Source organism: Agrobacterium sp. NPDC090273 (genome assembly GCF_044772305.1).
Taxonomy (GTDB): domain Bacteria; phylum Pseudomonadota; class Alphaproteobacteria; order Rhizobiales; family Rhizobiaceae; genus Agrobacterium.
This window is the reverse complement of the sequence record NZ_JBIVYN010000001.1, coordinates 348711-364761: the sequence shown is the minus strand read 5'-3', so window position 1 is coordinate 364761 and position 16051 is coordinate 348711. Positions and strand designations below refer to the sequence as shown.

The window sequence follows — 16051 nt, the reverse complement described above, 5'->3', positions numbered from 1 at the left end:
CTGACCCGCGTCAGCGCCCATCACGAGCGCCGCAATCTCGGCAGTATCGGCCAGCTTCTGATGAGAAAGGAAGAGGCAGTCGGCGTTCTCCTGACACTCAAAAGCCGCCTGCCCGGCAGCGAGCGCCCGGTTGTCAACCTCTCGAGCTGGTATCTCGATCCATCCTGCCGCTGGTTTGCGCCGCGTATGCTGCAACTGGTATCCGCATCGCCGGATGAAACCTACACCGATCTGACACCCTCGCCCGAGGCCGCCACGCTCAATGAAAGGCTGGGGTTTATAACGGCCACGGATGTCACGCTGTTCTATCCGCTGCCCCTCAAGGCCCTTCGCCCATCAGAGGCGGCAGTCGTCGAAATGCAGAAGGTGCCGCAGGATGCCTTTTCCCTAGATATAACGCAGATGCTGGAAGACCACCGCCGCCTAGGCTGTATTCTGGCTGCCCTTCGTGTTGACAACAGCTATCACCCACTGGTCTTTTTGAAGACAACCACCAAGCGATTGCCCTCCGCTCGACTGATCTATTGCGACGACCGCCATCTGGCCCAGAAGAACCTTGGCACCATTGCCCGTTTCCTTCTGAAACATGGGCGGCTTGCCATGACCATGCCATGCCCGCAAGAAGACAAGAACAGCGGCGGCTTTGCTTTGCACAAGACTGCGACGACACAAGTAAAAGGCGAGTGGAATGCTCGCCTTGTTAACGAAACATATTCAGAATTGGTGTTATTACCACTCTAGGACGTAGTCGCGACGTGGCTTTTATCTCGATAAGAGTCAAAGATCGTTGAGGTCTCGAAATTGAGATGGACCATTTAAATCGCCTGCCGGTGTTGCGCAGACAAGAGTGAATCCCGACTTACATGAGGTAACGACGGGAAATCGGAGACTTGATATGCTTGCAGCGAAATTGAACGAGCGCGATGTTGCGGACACGATTTACGACTATCTCGCACAACGTTTTCCCGCATCTGCGCCCTTCAGCGCCGATACTCCGCTTCTCGAAGGTGGCGTGATCGATTCCCTCGGTTTCCTGGAACTCATGGTGTTTCTGGGCGAGACGTTTGGCATCCTGCTTGAGGATGAACACTTCACCCCTGACAACCTCGGCACGCCCGCAGAACTCATCGCTTTTGTCGTGCGGGAAAAGAGATGAAACCATCTTACCTCCTGCATCATCTGCTGGACGCGCAGGCGGACAATGACCGCCAGGCGCTTGCCCACAATGGAAAATCGCTGACCTACCGCGAATTTGCCTTGGCAACGGCGCGCTGTGCGGCAGCGCTGCGGGAGAAAGGATTGCAACGCGGCGACCGTGTGGTCGTCTTCTTGCCACGCGGCCTTGAGGAATGCTGGTCGATCTTCGGTGTCAGCGCCGCCTCCGGCGCCTTCGTCCCGGTCAATGCGTTGCTGAAGGCTCCGCAAATCCGCCATATCGTGCAGGATTGCGGCGCGAAACTCATTATCGGTAGCACCGAGATGCGTGCGGAACTGGACGCCGCCCTGACAGGGCTTTCGGATGTCACGGTTCTTCTGGCTGAAGAGATTGACGCCCGTCAGGATCTCGGCACAAAACCCTCGGCCGCAATTGGCGAGGACCTCGCCGCGATCCTCTATACATCGGGCTCGACCGGTTCGCCAAAGGGCGTCATGCTTTCGCACCGGAACCTTCTGGCTGGGGCGCGCATCGTACGCACCTATCTGGAAATCACCGAAAGAGATCGTATCCTTTCGATCCTGCCTTTCAGCTTCGACTATGGCCTGAACCAGCTGCTCACGGCTGTGGAACAGGGCGCAGTCACGGTGATTTCGACGTTCAGACTGGGCGACGATATCGTCAAGGCACTGCGTGACAACGAGATTACTGCACTTGCAGGCGTGCCGACCGTGTGGGCGATCCTGACGCGTGCCGCACCGCTTCTTGCCAAAACGCCGCTGCCGCATCTGCGTTACCTCACCAATTCCGGCGGGCGTGTTCCCTCCGAAACCGTCAAGGCGCTGCGGGACAAGCTGCCCGACACGAAAATCTTCCTGATGTACGGCCTGACCGAAGCATTCCGGTCCACTTACCTGCCACCGGAAGAAATCGACCTCCGCCCGACCTCCATCGGCAAGGCCATTCCGGAATGCGAGATCTTCATTGTCACCGCAGAAGGACAACGCGCAAAACCCGGTGAACCCGGAATTCTCGTTCATCGCGGCCCGACGGTATCCATGGGGTACTGGAACCGGCCGGAAGACACCGCGAAGGTGCTGCGACCTCACCCCTTCATTCCCGCCACACAGGGCGGCGAAACGGTATGTTACTCCGGCGATCTGGCGATTGAAGACGAAGACGGCTTTTTCAGTTTCGTTGCCCGCAATGACGCGATGATCAAATCATCGGGTTATCGCATCAGCCCGACCGAGGTGGAAGAAAGCCTGATGTCGACAGGTCTTTTTCATCAGGTTGCGGTGATTGGCCTGCCAGACCCCTTCGCGGGGGAAAAGGTGCATGCTGTGGCAACAGCAGCCAACCAGAACATCGATGTTTCCGCGGCACTCAGAAAAGCTGCGGAAATGCTCGCCCCCTTCATGATCCCGCGCGCCATTGAACTGGTCGATCAGCTTCCGGTGACAGCAAACGGCAAGGTCGATTATCGCGCCTTGGTGCGCGAACGGACAGACAAATAGACGGTACGATGGCGCCCACGGACAAGACTGCAAACCACGGCCCGGACCTTGCTTCCGCATGGTTCGAGGTGAAGGGAAACGATCTTTTTGCCGGTGGCGTGCCGATTGGCGACATCGTTGCCAGGACCGGAACACCCGCCTTCATCTACGACGCCGCTGTCATGCGCCGGACCTATGCTGATCTGCAGGCGGCGCTGAACGGGTTTGCCGACATCTATTATTCGGTAAAAGCCAACCCGCTGCCAGCCGTCATCGCGCTATTTCATGGTCAGGGTGCTGGTGCCGAGATCGCGTCGATCGGCGAGTACCACGCTGCACTGAAGGCTGGCGTCCCGCCTCAACACATCATCTTTGCCGGTCCCGGCAAACGCGAAAGCGAGTTGCGCGCCGTGATCGATGGCGGTATCGGCGAGATACACGTTGAGAGCGCTGAAGAAATCGCCCGCCTCAAGGCCATCGGCAAGCCGGTCAAGGTTTCGATCCGCATCAACCCGGTGCCGGATGCGCAGGCCGGTGCCATGCGTATGGGCGGCAAGGCGACCGCTTTCGGTTTCGATGAGGAAGAACTCGAAACCATTCTGCCGCTCTTCAACACAGCGCCGAATGTCGATCTCGTCGGCATCCACGTTTATGGCGGCACGCAGATTCTCGATGCGGACGCACTTGTCTCCCAGTGGAGACATGCTGTCACGCTCGGCGGCCGCGTTGCGGCCATGCTCGGCAAACCGCTTGAAACAATCGATCTCGGCGGCGGATTGGGCATCCCCTATTTCACCGGTGAGACGCCGCTTGACCTCAGCGTTGTCGCGTCTGCGATTGCCCCTCTCAAAGCCATGCTTGCGGGCGATCCGAACCTTGCGGCGACGCGGGTGATTGTCGAACCCGGCCGTTATCTGGTTGGACCGGCAGGCATTTATGTCTGCGAAGTCAATTCGGTGAAAGTCTCGCGCGGTACCACATTCCTTGTCACCGATGGTGGCATGCATCATCATCTGGCTGCATCGGGCAATCTCGGCCAGATCGTCAAGCGCAATTATCCGATCGTGGCTCCAGCCAGGATGCGCGAGACATGCGATGAAACCGCAACCGTCGTCGGCCCGCTCTGCACCCCGCTCGACACCCTTGCCCGCAACGCCGCCCTGCCAAAACTGAAGGCTGGCGACCTCGTCGCTTTCCTGCAATCCGGCGCCTATGGCGCCAGCGCAAGCCCCGCTGGCTTCCTCAGTCATCCCCATGCGACGGAAGTTCTGGTGGACAATGGCGCGTTTGACGTGATCGAGCGTTAGTCGACACAAGCTAGGAATGAGGGAAGAGAGAGATAGGCTACGGAAAGATACCGAGCTTATTCACAGACCAAAAGCGAGAAGACAAAAAGCTTCCGCTTATCGCCCCTGCAACAATCTGTCCCCGACGGCAAAACGGGATTTCAGCAGGCATTCCGCATACTCCGCCTCTGCCTCGGAATCGAAGACAATGCCACCGCCGACATTGAAGGTGGCGTTGCCATCTTCAAACAGCGTCATGGTGCGGATTGCCACGGAGAACCGCATCTCTCCACTCGGAGACATGACGCCAATCGCGCCGCAATAGACGTCTCGGGGCGTCTGCTCCAGATCATGCAGGATCTTCATGGCCCACATTTTCGGAGCGCCGGTAACCGAACCACAGGGAAACAGCGCCGAGAAAATATCTTCGACCGTGATGTCTGGCAGGAGTTTTGCCCGCACATGGCTGACCATCTGATGCACGGTGGGATAGGTCTCGATTTCGAACAGCTTTGGAACATCCAGACTGCCGACTTCGGTAATCCGGGAAATGTCGTTGCGCAGCAGATCGACGATCATGCGGTTTTCGGCCAGGGTCTTTTCGTCCTCAAGCATCGCCGCGATGATCGCCCTGTCTTCCGCCTCTGATGCTCCGCGCGGGGTCGTGCCCTTCATCGGATGCGTTTCGATCCATCCCTCTCCATCGACCGAGAAGAACAGTTCAGGCGAACGGGACAGGATGACGGGGCCGCCGAGATCGACCAGGGTACCGTATTTGACCGGTTGCCGCTCGATCAACGACCAGAACGCGGTCAGGGGATCGCCGGACCAGCGCGCATGTACCGGCATTGTCAGATTGCCCTGATAACAATCGCCTTTCCGCAGATGCATGTGCAGACGGTCGAACCGCTCGCGATATTCGGAAAGCGTCCAGGCCGGGTGTGGATCGGAAAGCAACGCGTCCGCCGCCGGTAGGTTCACCGGACGGTCGAATCGGCTATCGTTTTCGTGTGGCCCGGAAAACACCCCAAACAGCAGAAGCGGCACCTTGCGATCCGTCTGGGTAAAAGGCGCAAGTTTGGGCTCAAATAGGTAGCCGGCTTCATAAGACATGTAACCGGCAATATATTTTCCGCTCTTTCTGAGGGTTTCCATGCGCTTCAGCGCCGCAAAAAACGCCTCTGGCTCGTCCGCAAAAATGATCTCTTCCGGTTCGGTGAACGCCGTCACCGTACCGGTGGAATCATCCCGGAAAAGAACATAAGGCGCGTTTGCCAAGCCAGGGCGTCCGAACTGCAGCGATGGGGAGCGAAGGGTCAGACCGGTTCGATGTCGCCTCTCGCCCACATTTCTATGGTTTCCGCATAGAAATCGGCAAAGCGGCCTTCTTCGATCGACTTGCGAATACCCTGCATCAGCTCCTGATAATAGGCAAGATTGTGCCAGGAGAGCAGCATGCCGCCCAGCGCTTCGTTGGCGCGCACCAGATGGTGCAGGTAAGCGCGGGAATAGTCGCGCGAGGCCGGGCAATTGGACTGCTCGTCCAGTGGGCGCATGTCTTCGGCATGGCGGGCATTGCGGATGTTGACCCTGCCGCGACGGGTAAATGCCAGACCGTGACGGCCCGACCGGGTCGGCATCACGCAGTCGAACATGTCGATGCCGCGTGCCACCGATTTCAGAATATCATCAGGTGTGCCGACCCCCATCAGGTAACGCGGCTTTTCGGTCGGCAGAACCGGCAGCGTGATGTCGAGCATGCCAAGCATCACATCCTGCGGCTCGCCAACGGCGAGACCGCCCACGGCATACCCCTTGAGGTCAAGCTGCTTCAGACCTTCAGCGGAGCGAATGCGCAGATCCGGCTGGTCGCCTCCCTGCACGATGCCGAACATCGCCTTGCCCGGCTGCTCACCGAAGGCAACGCGGCAGCGTTCGGCCCAGCGCAGCGACATTTCCATGGCGCGTTCGATTTCCTTGCGCTCGGCCGGCAGCGCAATGCATTCGTCGAGCTGCATCTGGATATCGGAATCCAGCAGGCCCTGAATTTCAATGGAACGTTCCGGTGACATGTGGTGCAGCGAGCCATCGACGTGGCTCTTGAACGTCACGCCCTTCTCGTCGAGCTTGCGCAGACCGGACAGCGACATGACCTGGAAACCGCCGGAATCGGTCAGGATCGGATGCGGCCAGTGGATCAGCTCATGCAGACCGCCAAGCCGCGCCACCCGCTCCGGGCCGGGACGCAGCATCAGGTGATAGGTATTGCCGAGAATGATGTCGGCGCCGAGCTCGCGCACCTGATCCAGATACATGGCCTTGACGGTACCCACAGTACCGACCGGCATGAAGGCCGGCGTGCGGATGACGCCACGCGGCATCGCGACTTCGCCGAGGCGGGCGCCGCCACTGGTTGCTTTAAGGGTGAAGGTAAAGTTCTCGTGCATCAGTTTTTCCGGAACAGCAGGCTGGAATCGCCATAGGAATAGAAACGGTAGCCGGTTTCGATGGCATGGGCATAGGCCGCCCGCATCGTTTCCAACCCGCTAAAGGCCGAAACCAGCATGAACAGCGTGGATTTCGGCAGGTGAAAATTCGTCATCAGGATATCGACAGCCCTGAAGCGATAACCCGGCGTGATGAAGATGCCGGTTGCGGCAGACCACGGCTTGATCTGACCGTCTTCGGCCGCCGCACTTTCGATCAGGCGAAGCGAGGTCGTGCCGACACAGATGATGCGCCCGCCCCTCGCCTTCACGGCATTGAGCTTGTCGGCCGTCTCCTGCGAGACGTAACCGATCTCCAGATGCATCTTGTGATCGTCGGTGTCGTCAGCCTTGACCGGCAGGAACGTGCCCGCACCAACGTGCAGCGTCACGAAATGCCGTTCGATACCGGCCTTATCGAGCGCCTCGAACAATGCAGGCGTAAAATGAAGACCGGCAGTCGGCGCGGCAACCGCGCCTTTTTCACGGGCATAGATGGTCTGGTAATCGGTCTGGTCCTGCACGTCCTCGGGCCGTTTGGCGGCGATGTAAGGCGGGAGCGGAATATGGCCGACGGAGGCAATCGCTTCATCCAGTACCGGGCCCGATACATCGAACAACAGTGTGATTTCACCCTCGTCGCCCTTTTCCTCAACAATCGCCTCAAGGAAGGCCAGACCGCAGGCATTGTCGCGCTCATAACCGAAGCGGATGCGATCACCCTGCTTGATGCGCTTTCCCGGACGGGCAAACGCCTTCCAGCGGCTGGCATCGGCACGCATGTGCAGCGTTGCGGAAACCGGTGTTTCCTGCGCGCCCTCGCGCAGCCGCACACCTTCAAGCTGAGCGGGAATGACGCGCGTGTCATTGAACACCAGCGCATCGCCGGGCTTCAGAAATGACGGAAGATCGAACACGTTGTGATCCGTCATGCGGTCCGTATTCGGATCAACCACGAGCAGGCGCGCACTGTCGCGCGGATTGGCCGGGCGAAGGGCAATGTTTTCCTCGGGAAGATCAAAATCGAAAAGGTCTACGCGCATGATGGTGCTCTTGAAGTTCAAAAACCTGTCCGGCGGACGCCGGCCGATGCATTACGCCAATATCGGAAGCGATTGTCCGAAAGCGCGATGCCAGGATTTAACAAGTGAGAGCGCCGTGCATCCCAGCGGATGCACGGCGCTCTAAGCGGTCAAACGTCTATATCCTGAGCTCAGGCTGCGGATGCAAGACGGATGGAAACGATGGAGTCGGGATCTTTCACCGGCTCGCCGCGCTTTACCTTGTCGATGGATTCCATGCCTTCAATGACCTGGCCCCAGACGGTGTACTGCTTGTTCAGCCATGGTGCGTCGGTGAAGCAGATGAAGAACTGCGAGTTTGCAGAGTTCGGGCTCTGCGAACGGGCCATCGAGCAGGTGCCGCGAACGTGCGGAACTGCGGAGAACTCAGCCTTCAGGTCCGGCTTGTCGGAGCCGCCCATTCCGGCACGCGCCGGGTTGAAGCTCTCGGAACCCTTCTTGCCGAACTTGACGTCGCCGGTCTGGGCCATGAAGTCTTCGATGACGCGGTGGAACACGACGCCGTCATAAGCACCTTCGGAAACCAGTTCCTTGATGCGGGCAACGTGACCCGGAGCAACGTCCGGAAGCAACTGGATGACGACCTTGCCAGCCGTCGTTTCCACGATGAGGGTGTTTTCCGGATCTTTGATCTCGGCCATGATATCTCTCCTTACTTATTTCCGACGGTGACTTTGATCATCCGGTCGGGGTTGGAAACTTCGCCATTGCCGCCTTGACCACGCTTGATCTTATCGACGGCTTCCATGCCGGATACGACCTTGCCGACGACGGTGTACTGACCGTTGAGGAAAGCGCCTTCGGCAAACATGATGAAGAATTGCGAATTGGCGGAATTCGGGTCCTGCGAACGGGCCATACCGACGGTGCCGCGCTCAAACGGAACCTTGGAAAACTCGGCCTTGATATCCGGCAGATCGGAGCCGCCGGTGCCGGCGCGCTGGGCACTGAAGCCCTTTTCCATATTGCCGAACTGCACGTCGCCGGTCTGCGCCATGAAACCGTCGATGACGCGGTGGAAGGCAACGTTGTCGTAAGCGCCCTTCTTTGCCAGTGCCTCGATCTGCGCCACATGCTTCGGCGCAACATCGGGCATCAGCTCGATAACAACCGGGCCGTCCTTGAGCTGAATGGTCAGCGTTTCGGCAGCGGAGGCGAGCGTGCTGGCGGTGAGTGCGCCGACAAACATGGCGCCTGCAAAGGCAAACTTCAGCAGTTTCATTGAATTGGCTCCCAGATATGACACTGAAACTAACGTTTCAGCTTGCTGTTAAGGGCTTCGAGCACGGCTTTCGGAACGAAGGCTTCCACATTGCCGCCCATCGCGGCGATCTGGCGGACCAATGTGGCCGTAATGGGTCGCGACGACGAACCGGCAGGCAGGAATACGGTCTGAATGTCCGGCGCCATCTGGCGGTTCATGCCGGCCATCTGCATTTCGTAATCGAGGTCGGTGCCATCGCGCAGGCCGCGCAGCAAAAGGCGCGCACCATGCTGGCGGGCAGCATCGACAACAAGATTGTCAAAGGAGACGACGTCCATCCGGGCCGCCTCGTTGGGAAGGCTTTCGGCAAGCGCCTGCTTGATCAATGCGGCACGCTCGTCGAACGAGAACATCGGCGCCTTGCCAGGGTGAACACCGACGGCAACGATCACCTTCGATGCAACGTTCAACGCCTGGATCAACACATCCAGATGTCCGTTGGTCATCGGATCGAACGATCCGGGATAAAAGGCAATCGTCATATCGCTCTCGATACTTCGCCGGGACTGGCGCCGATACACGGCATTGTTGAGCCGCCTTTTGTCACGGCAAGCGGCGCGGCGCAAGACATTTGCCGTTTTCGACCACCCCATCAGCGCCCTGAACGGCATATGAATGGCGTGTTCAGGAGCGTTTCAGAGCCATTCATTTAAATCAGCAGCATCGGGAAACCGAAAGGCACTTTCGCTCGTTGAGCACCTGGAGAAACAAACATGCTGGCTTTCATGATCGTTCTATCGATCGTCACGTCATTCGCAGCCGAGTACCTTTTTCTCGATTGACGTAAGGAGCCGGTTTTCTGAACGCCAGATGAACAAGCCATTCAAGGAAGTTTCAGAGGCGCGATGCTAATCGATTTTTATGATTGACGCGGAACATGCATGGACATGGCGCGTTCGGATCAAATGAACAAGGAATGGACAGATGTTTGTAAAAGAAAAACAGTCTACCTCGGCGAAAATCAGCGTCATCAGCACCGCCTGGACAATGCTGGTCATCGCGATGGTGGCAACAACGTTTAGCCTTTATGAACAGAAGGCCGAACATCAGGGCCCGGAATATCCGCAACTCACCGCCCGCTATCAGTACATGAACTACTACTGATAATTGAGGCTCAATCCCCCGTCTAAGAGAACGGAGACATGCCATGACCACAGTACTGACAGCGCTTCTTGCCCTCATCAGCCTTATGTTCGTGGCTTCCATGGTCTCTGCCGTCGCAGAAATGCGGCGTGAAGGCGAGGATTTGAAAGAAGCCATGAAGCGCAACCGGGTCTTCTGACGAGAACCTGAGCGCGACAGCGACGTGATTCTTATTCGACCGTCCGGATTTCCGGGCGGTTTTGTTTTGTCATCGGCAGCACGGCCGGCCAACCCTGCCTCCGAATGCGAACAATGCCCCTGCCTCCTTGTCTCAGCCACCGATCGATGCGCACCTGCATACCGAAAAACCCATTCATGCCAATGGCTTGGTGAATTCGGGTTTATATTCGACAGCGAAATAACGACGCTGGAAGCGCTCACAAGCAGCAAGAAACGATGCGACGGCTGCGCCGGCAGCCGCCTTTTGCCGAGAGAACGACAGCGCTTGCCGGGCGAGATCACAGAACCGTTTTTGCCAAACCCCGTTTTTCCAAGGGAAATTCCCTTCAATTTCCGTTTGGATTGTTTTAAGGAACCCCGATACGGTGCAGCCGGCTATGAACGCCGCTGCGGCCATGCCCGGTGTTTTCGCGTCGCTTTGACCAGCACGCTTGGCGCCTGATTGGCAAACGATGTTCTTTTGAGGTTTGCATAACGATGCTCGATTCCCTGAGAAATGCTTCTCGAACCATGGCAGCAAAGCTGCTGCTTCTCCTGCTTGTTGTTTCTTTCGGCATCTGGGGTGTCTCCGCATCGCTTGTCACGTCGAATTCCCACGCGGTGGTGACCGTTGGCGACCAGACGGTTGGCCCGGAGGAATTCCGTCTCGCTTACCAGCGGCAGATTTCCGACCTGAGCCGCCAGTTTGGCACACGCCTGACGACCGAACAGGCCAAGGCCTTCGGCATTGACCGTCAGGTCTTCAGCCAGCTGGCCGCAGGCGCGGCGCTGGACGAACTGGCCTCGAAGATGAATCTCGGCCTTTCCGAAGACCGGCTTGCCAACCTCATCGCCGAAGACCCCGCCTTCAAGTCGGTCAACGGCCAGTTTGACCGCAATCTGTTCAGCGAGCGTCTGCGCAACTCCGGTTTCCGCGAGGATGATTACATCAAGGAGCGCAGCAAGGTTGCCGTTCGCAGCCAGATCGTCGAAGCCGTGTCCGATGGCTTCAAGGCGCCACAGGTCCTGGTCGACGCGCTCAAGCAATATCGCCACGAACAGCGTTCGGTGGATTATGTGATCCTCTCCAACGCCGTCATTCCTCCGGTCAAGGCACCGGGCGACGACGTGCTGACGCCGTGGTTCGAGACCAACAAGTCGAAATATCGCGCTCCGGAATTCCGCAAGTTCACCTATGTGAAGCTTGAGCCGTCGGATATTGCCGATCCGACCGCGATCACCGACGCCCAGATCACCGAATATTACGACAGCCACAAGGACAGCTTCCGCACCGCCGGTCGCCGCACCGTCGAGCAGCTCACCTTCCCGAACAAGGAAATGGCCGAAGCTGCCGCAGAGCAGATCCGCCTTGGCAACACCACCTATGACCAGGTCGTCAAGGATCAGGGCAAAACGGCGTCTGACGTGATGCTCGGCGAATTCACCCGCGACACCGTTCCTGATCCGGCGCTGGCCGATGCGGTCTTTGCCGTTCAGAAGGATGGCGGCGTAACGCGGGTCGTCGAAGGTGCATTTGGTCCGGTCGTTCTGCGCGTTACCGGCATCACGCCGGAAACGACCAAGACGCTGGATGAATCGAAAGAGGAAATCCGCAAGGATCTCGCAACCGCTGCTGCGGCTGAAGAAATCACCAACGTTCATGACCGTTACGAAGACCTGCGTGCAGGCGGCTCCTCGCTTGCTGACGCAGCCAAGGAACTGAACCTCAAGCCAGTCACCATCGCTGCCGCCGATGCCTCCGGTCTCGACGAAAAGGGCGACACCATTCAGGGTCTGCCCTCCCCACAGCTCGTTTCTGACGTGTTCAAGACCGAACCCGGCACGGAAGCGCTGCCGATCAACCTTGGTCGCGAAGGCTACATCTGGTTCGACGTCGATGAAATCATCGCAGCCCGCGACCGCACGCTGGCCGAAGTCCGTGACGATGTCGTCGCCGACTGGACGGCAGAGCAGCAGCGTACGGCACTTGCCGCCAAGGCGGACGAGCTGAAGGCACGCGTTGAAAAGGGCGAAACGCTGGAAACCATTGCTGGCGAACTCGGCCTTGCCGTCGAGCAGAAGTCGGGCCTGCGCCGCAACGGCGAGGACGCGATCTTCGGTCAGCAGACGATCGCCGCTGTATTCTCCGGTGGCGACGGCATGGTCGGCGCAGCCGCAGATGCCGATGGCTCCAGCCGCATTCTCTTCAAGGTCACGTCCGTCGACGCCAATGCACCAGCAGATGCGCTGACCAACGATGACCAGCAGTTGACGGCCATTGCCTCGGCAGCCGGCGACGACATGCTCGACCAGATGGTCAACCGTCTGCAGAACGATTATGGTGTCACCATCAATCAGCCCCTCGCCGATCAGGCGATGGTCGGCTTCTAAGCGGGAGGCTTGAACACATGGCCGAACTGAAGCCGCTGATTGCCAAGGTCGCCAACGGGGAAAGCCTCAACCGCGAAGAATCGCGAGCGGCTTTCGACATCCTGATGTCCGGTGAGGCCACCCCGTCGCAGATCGGCGCATTTCTGATGGCGCTGCGCGTTCGCGGTGAAACGGTCGACGAAATTGTCGGCGCGGTGTCATCGATGCGGGCGCGCATGTTGCCGGTCAAGGCACCTGCGGACGCCATCGATATCGTCGGCACGGGCGGCGACGGCATCGGCACCTACAACATCTCGACCCTGGCTTCGATCATTGTTGCCGGCACGGGCGTACCGGTGGCAAAGCACGGCAACCGGGCGCTCAGCTCGAAATCCGGTACGGCCGATGCGCTTTCCGCGCTCGGCGTGAAGCTCGATATCGGCCCTGACATGATTGCACGCTGCATTGCCGAAGCCGGTCTCGGCTTCATGTTTGCGCAGCTTCACCACTCGGCCATGCGCCATGTCGGTCCGACCCGCGTCGAGCTTGGCACACGCACGGTGTTCAACCTGCTCGGCCCGCTGTCCAACCCGGCAGGCGCAAAACGCCAGCTGCTCGGCGTCTTCTCGCCCCGTTGGCTGGTGCCGCTGGCCGAAGTGCTGCGTGACCTCGGTTCGGAAAGCATCTGGGTTGTCCACGGCGATGGCATGGATGAAGTGACCACCACAGGTGTCACCCATGTTGCAGCACTGGAGAACGGCAAGATCCGCACCTTTGATCTGACGCCGAAGGATTTCGGTGTCGACGTAGCGAAAATGGACGACCTGAAGGGCGGCGACGGCATTGCCAACGCGGCTGCCCTGCGCGAAGTTCTCTCCGGCAAGCGCAACGCCTATCGCGACGTTTCGCTCTGCAACGCTGCCGCATCGCTGGTGATCGCCGGCAAGGCGGAAACGCTTGGCGATGCCATGAAGATCGCATCCGCTGCACTCGATGACGGCAAGGCTGCCGCCGCACTCGACCGCCTGGTCGCCGTTTCCAACGAGGAATGAGAGCCGCACCATGAGCGACATTCTGAAGAAGATCGAAGCTTACAAGCTGGAAGAAATCGCCGCTGCCAAGGCAAAGGTGCCGCTTGCGGAACTGAAGGCGATGGCCGCAGACCAGACCGCACCGCGCGGTTTTTACAAGGCGTTGTGGGCAAAGCAGGCGGAAGGCAAGTTCGGGCTGATTGCCGAGATCAAGAAGGCAAGCCCGTCCAAGGGCCTGATCCGTCCAGACTTCAACCCGCCGGCGCTCGCCGCGGCCTATGAAGCTGGTGGTGCTGCCTGTCTCTCGGTCCTGACCGATACGCCAAGCTTTCAGGGTGCACCGGAATTCCTGACCGCGGCACGCAATGCCTGCGCGTTGCCGGCACTGCGCAAGGATTTCATGTTCGACACCTACCAGGTGCATGAAGCACGCGCCTGGGGCGCCGACTGCATTCTGCTGATCATGGCCTCACTTTCGGACGATGACGCGAAACGCCTTGAAGAAGAAGCCCTCGCGCTCGGCATGGATGTGCTGGTGGAAGTGCACGACGCCGAGGAAACCGAACGGGCACTGAAGCTGTCCTCGCCGCTGCTTGGCATCAACAACCGCAATCTGCGCACCTTCGAGGTCAGCCTCGAAACCAGCGAGAAGCTGGCCGGTCTCGTGCCCGCCGACAAGCTTTTGGTGGGTGAAAGCGGCATCTTTACCTTCGAGGATTGCAAGCGTCTCGAAAAGAGCGGCATCAGCACTTTCCTGGTTGGCGAGAGCCTGATGCGCAAGGACGACGTGACGGCGGCAACCGTGGCGTTGCTGACAGGCAAGACCGGCGTTCTGGCCGCAGAATGAGCGGCGACGGCAAGCTGACCCATATCGATGCGTCCGGCGAGGCGCATATGATCGACGTTGGCGACAAGGCCGATACGGTCCGTGTCGCCATCGCCGAAGGTTTCGTAAAAATGAAGCCGGAAACGCTTGCCCTGATCCGCGAAGGCAACGCCAAGAAAGGTGATGTCATTGGTACGGCAAGGCTGGCCGGCATCATGGCTGCCAAACAGACCGCCAGTCTTATCCCGTTGTGCCACCCGCTGATGTTGACCAAGGTGGCGGTAGACATCACCGAAGACAGCGCCCTGCCCGGCCTGCGCGTCGAGGCGATGGCAAAGCTGACGGGAAAAACCGGCGTCGAGATGGAGGCGCTGACTGCCGTCTCCGTCGCCTGCCTGACGATCTATGACATGGCGAAAGCCGCCGACAAGGCGATGGAAATCATCAACATTCGCCTCGTTGAAAAAAGCGGCGGAAAATCCGGCGATTTCCGGCGCGAGGAACCCTGATGAAACCGCTGCTGCCCGTTGACGATGCCAAGGCCCGCCTTCTGGATGCGGCGGCTCCCGTTACGGAAAGCGAGTTGCTGCCGCTGTCGGCGTGCGACGGTCGAGTTCTGGCTGCCGATCTGCCTGCCCTTCTCACCCAGCCACCTTTCGATGCGTCGGCCATGGACGGTTATGCGCTCAGCGCCGCTGATGCCCCGGTCATCGGCTCCGTTCTGACCGTCATTGGCCAGGCTGCCGCCGGACATGCATTTGAGGGAACGCTCGGCCATGGCGAAGCCGTCCGCATCTTCACCGGCGCGCCCGTGCCGAAAGGTGCAGACGCCATTCTCATTCAGGAAGACGCCGACCGTCTCGACGAGAACAGGATTCGAACAACGTTCGAAGTCAGGGTCGGACAACATATTCGCCCGCGCGGGCAGGATTTTGCCGAAGGTGAAACCGTTCTTGCAGCCGGGCGTCAGCTCGATTTTACCGCACTGACAGTTGCGGCGGCAATGAACCACGCGAAACTTGCCGTCTACCGCAAGCCGCTGATCGCCATCCTAGCCACCGGCGACGAGCTGTTGCCGCCCGGAAGCAGCCCGAACCCGGCCCAGATCATCGCCTCGAACACATTCGGTGTCTCGGCCCTCGCCAAAAATGCAGGCGCGGACGTTCTCGATCTCGGCATCATTCCTGATGACGATACCTTGATCCGTGCGGCAATCAGCAAGGCAATCGCTGCCAGGGCGGATGTTCTCGTGACACTTGGCGGCGCATCCGTCGGCGACCACGATCTTGTGCAGGCCGCCTTGAAGGCCGAAGGCATGCAGCTCGATTTCTGGCGCATTGCCATGCGGCCCGGAAAGCCGTTGATGGTGGGGGCGATCGGCGACATGCAGGTTCTCGGCATGCCGGGAAATCCCGTGGCAAGCCTTGTCTGCAGCCTGCTGTTCCTGGAGCCGCTGGTCCGCAAGATCGCCCGTCTTGCCCCCATGCCGCGAATGGGCCTCGCGACGACCGCAACCGCACTCAAGGCAAACGATCACCGTCAGGACTATGTTCGCGCCCGGCTAATCGTCGATGATGGACAGGAAACAGTTGCCGAAGCCTACACCAAGCAGGATTCGTCGATGATGAAGACCCTCGCTCATTCCGACTGCCTGATCGTTCGTCCACCCAATGCGCCTGAGCTTGCGGCAGGTTCGCAATGCCCGATCATTCGCTTCCGGGCCCAAAACGTCTGAAACATTCCGACGATGTC

18 protein-coding genes are annotated in these 16051 nt (G+C 59.2%); 11 read left to right on the top strand and 7 right to left on the bottom strand.

Going from position 1 to position 16051, the window contains the following annotated elements:
- The first annotated feature begins 60 nt into the window (after positions 1-60).
- The 4 genes from ACIQT8_RS01775 to ACIQT8_RS01760 all read left to right on the top strand — a co-directional run bounded on the left by ACIQT8_RS01775 (position 61) and on the right by ACIQT8_RS01760 (position 3959).
- Positions 61-741 (top strand): hypothetical protein, encoded by a 681-nt coding sequence (locus tag ACIQT8_RS01775; RefSeq protein ID WP_400962761.1) that lies wholly within the window; start codon positions 61-63, stop codon positions 739-741.
- Between the two features lie 154 nt (positions 742-895).
- Positions 896-1156: an acyl carrier protein gene (locus ACIQT8_RS01770; RefSeq protein WP_262526103.1), complete on the top strand. Its 261-nt coding sequence runs from the start codon at positions 896-898 to the stop codon at positions 1154-1156.
- Positions 1153-2673: an AMP-binding protein gene (locus ACIQT8_RS01765; RefSeq protein ID WP_400962757.1), complete on the top strand. Its 1521-nt coding sequence runs from the start codon at positions 1153-1155 to the stop codon at positions 2671-2673. Before ACIQT8_RS01770 ends, ACIQT8_RS01765 begins: the two co-directional genes overlap by 4 nt.
- 8 nt (positions 2674-2681) lie before the next feature.
- Positions 2682-3959, top strand: coding sequence for a type III PLP-dependent enzyme (locus tag ACIQT8_RS01760; protein ID WP_400962754.1), 1278 nt, complete (start codon positions 2682-2684; stop codon positions 3957-3959).
- A gap of 96 nt (positions 3960-4055) precedes the next feature.
- Here the strand turns inward: ACIQT8_RS01760 and ACIQT8_RS01755 are convergent, their stop codons facing one another.
- From ACIQT8_RS01755 to coaD, 6 genes are all read right to left on the bottom strand, one after another.
- On the bottom strand, positions 4056-5216 hold the full coding sequence (locus tag ACIQT8_RS01755) for an aminodeoxychorismate synthase component I (protein WP_400962751.1): 1161 nt from the start codon (positions 5214-5216) through the stop codon (positions 4056-4058).
- Between the two features lie 38 nt (positions 5217-5254).
- Entirely contained in the window at positions 5255-6385 is a 1131-nt protein-coding gene (gene tgt / locus ACIQT8_RS01750) for a tRNA guanosine(34) transglycosylase Tgt (RefSeq protein ID WP_400962749.1), read from the bottom strand.
- Positions 6385-7467 (bottom strand): tRNA preQ1(34) S-adenosylmethionine ribosyltransferase-isomerase QueA, encoded by a 1083-nt coding sequence (queA, locus tag ACIQT8_RS01745; RefSeq protein WP_400962746.1) that lies wholly within the window; start codon positions 7465-7467, stop codon positions 6385-6387. Before queA ends, tgt begins: the two co-directional genes overlap by 1 nt.
- Before the next feature lie 170 nt (positions 7468-7637).
- On the bottom strand, positions 7638-8147 hold the full coding sequence (locus tag ACIQT8_RS01740) for a peptidylprolyl isomerase (protein WP_138793170.1): 510 nt from the start codon (positions 8145-8147) through the stop codon (positions 7638-7640).
- An 11-nt stretch (positions 8148-8158) separates the two neighbouring features.
- On the bottom strand, positions 8159-8728 hold the full coding sequence (locus ACIQT8_RS01735; protein ID WP_262526109.1) for a peptidylprolyl isomerase: 570 nt from the start codon (positions 8726-8728) through the stop codon (positions 8159-8161).
- Positions 8729-8757: 29 nt separating this feature from the next.
- The gene (coaD, locus tag ACIQT8_RS01730; protein ID WP_262526110.1) at positions 8758-9252 is read right to left on the bottom strand and encodes a pantetheine-phosphate adenylyltransferase; all 495 of its coding nucleotides are present in this window, start codon (positions 9250-9252) and stop codon (positions 8758-8760) included.
- A gap of 442 nt (positions 9253-9694) precedes the next feature.
- Between coaD and ACIQT8_RS01725 the strand changes: the two genes are divergently transcribed.
- Positions 9695-9874: a hypothetical protein gene (locus tag ACIQT8_RS01725; RefSeq protein ID WP_138793173.1), complete on the top strand. Its 180-nt coding sequence runs from the start codon at positions 9695-9697 to the stop codon at positions 9872-9874.
- 43 nt (positions 9875-9917) lie between these two features.
- Positions 9918-10052: a hypothetical protein gene (locus ACIQT8_RS01720; RefSeq protein WP_262522595.1), complete on the top strand. Its 135-nt coding sequence runs from the start codon at positions 9918-9920 to the stop codon at positions 10050-10052.
- Positions 10053-10226: 174 nt separating this feature from the next.
- Here the strand turns inward: ACIQT8_RS01720 and ACIQT8_RS01715 are convergent, their stop codons facing one another.
- Positions 10227-10613: a hypothetical protein gene (locus ACIQT8_RS01715; protein ID WP_400964406.1), complete on the bottom strand. Its 387-nt coding sequence runs from the start codon at positions 10611-10613 to the stop codon at positions 10227-10229.
- Between ACIQT8_RS01715 and ACIQT8_RS01710 the strand changes: the two genes are divergently transcribed.
- Genes ACIQT8_RS01710 through glp form a run of 5 tightly spaced genes read left to right on the top strand, consistent with a single transcriptional unit; the run spans position 10571 to position 16034 of the window.
- Positions 10571-12463 (top strand): SurA N-terminal domain-containing protein, encoded by a 1893-nt coding sequence (locus tag ACIQT8_RS01710; RefSeq protein ID WP_400962739.1) that lies wholly within the window; start codon positions 10571-10573, stop codon positions 12461-12463. The genes ACIQT8_RS01715 and ACIQT8_RS01710 overlap by 43 nt on opposite strands.
- 17 nt (positions 12464-12480) lie before the next feature.
- Positions 12481-13494, top strand: coding sequence for an anthranilate phosphoribosyltransferase (gene trpD, locus ACIQT8_RS01705; RefSeq protein ID WP_262522597.1), 1014 nt, complete (start codon positions 12481-12483; stop codon positions 13492-13494).
- A gap of 10 nt (positions 13495-13504) precedes the next feature.
- On the top strand, positions 13505-14320 hold the full coding sequence (gene trpC, locus ACIQT8_RS01700) for an indole-3-glycerol phosphate synthase TrpC (protein WP_400962736.1): 816 nt from the start codon (positions 13505-13507) through the stop codon (positions 14318-14320).
- Positions 14317-14808: a cyclic pyranopterin monophosphate synthase MoaC gene (gene moaC / locus ACIQT8_RS01695; RefSeq protein ID WP_400962734.1), complete on the top strand. Its 492-nt coding sequence runs from the start codon at positions 14317-14319 to the stop codon at positions 14806-14808. Before trpC ends, moaC begins: the two co-directional genes overlap by 4 nt.
- A complete protein-coding gene (glp, locus tag ACIQT8_RS01690; protein WP_400962731.1) occupies positions 14808-16034 on the top strand; it encodes a gephyrin-like molybdotransferase Glp in 1227 nt (408 codons plus the stop codon). The genes moaC and glp overlap by 1 nt, the downstream gene beginning before the upstream one ends.
- Positions 16035-16051: the final 17 nt, after the last annotated feature.

Bases quoted from the DNA above. Each gene is read 5' to 3' on its own strand.
- tgt (WP_400962749.1), bottom strand. From the start codon at position 6,385: ATGCACGAGAACTTTACCTTCACCCTTAAAGCAACCAGTGGCGGCGCC.
- trpC (WP_400962736.1), top strand. From the start codon at position 13,505: ATGAGCGACATTCTGAAGAAGATCGAAGCTTACAAGCTGGAAGAAATC.
- ACIQT8_RS01760 (WP_400962754.1), top strand. From the start codon at position 2,682: ATGGCGCCCACGGACAAGACTGCAAACCACGGCCCGGACCTTGCTTCC.
- ACIQT8_RS01740 (WP_138793170.1), bottom strand. From the start codon at position 8,147: ATGGCCGAGATCAAAGATCCGGAAAACACCCTCATCGTGGAAACGACG.
- ACIQT8_RS01775 (WP_400962761.1), top strand. From the start codon at position 61: ATGAGAAAGGAAGAGGCAGTCGGCGTTCTCCTGACACTCAAAAGCCGC.
- ACIQT8_RS01770 (WP_262526103.1), top strand. From the start codon at position 896: ATGCTTGCAGCGAAATTGAACGAGCGCGATGTTGCGGACACGATTTAC.
- ACIQT8_RS01765 (WP_400962757.1), top strand. From the start codon at position 1,153: ATGAAACCATCTTACCTCCTGCATCATCTGCTGGACGCGCAGGCGGAC.
- ACIQT8_RS01735 (WP_262526109.1), bottom strand. From the start codon at position 8,728: ATGAAACTGCTGAAGTTTGCCTTTGCAGGCGCCATGTTTGTCGGCGCA.
- moaC (WP_400962734.1), top strand. From the start codon at position 14,317: ATGAGCGGCGACGGCAAGCTGACCCATATCGATGCGTCCGGCGAGGCG.
- ACIQT8_RS01710 (WP_400962739.1), top strand. From the start codon at position 10,571: ATGCTCGATTCCCTGAGAAATGCTTCTCGAACCATGGCAGCAAAGCTG.
- queA (WP_400962746.1), bottom strand. From the start codon at position 7,467: ATGCGCGTAGACCTTTTCGATTTTGATCTTCCCGAGGAAAACATTGCC.
- trpD (WP_262522597.1), top strand. From the start codon at position 12,481: ATGGCCGAACTGAAGCCGCTGATTGCCAAGGTCGCCAACGGGGAAAGC.
- coaD (WP_262526110.1), bottom strand. From the start codon at position 9,252: ATGACGATTGCCTTTTATCCCGGATCGTTCGATCCGATGACCAACGGA.
- ACIQT8_RS01725 (WP_138793173.1), top strand. From the start codon at position 9,695: ATGTTTGTAAAAGAAAAACAGTCTACCTCGGCGAAAATCAGCGTCATC.
- glp (WP_400962731.1), top strand. From the start codon at position 14,808: ATGAAACCGCTGCTGCCCGTTGACGATGCCAAGGCCCGCCTTCTGGAT.
- ACIQT8_RS01720 (WP_262522595.1), top strand. From the start codon at position 9,918: ATGACCACAGTACTGACAGCGCTTCTTGCCCTCATCAGCCTTATGTTC.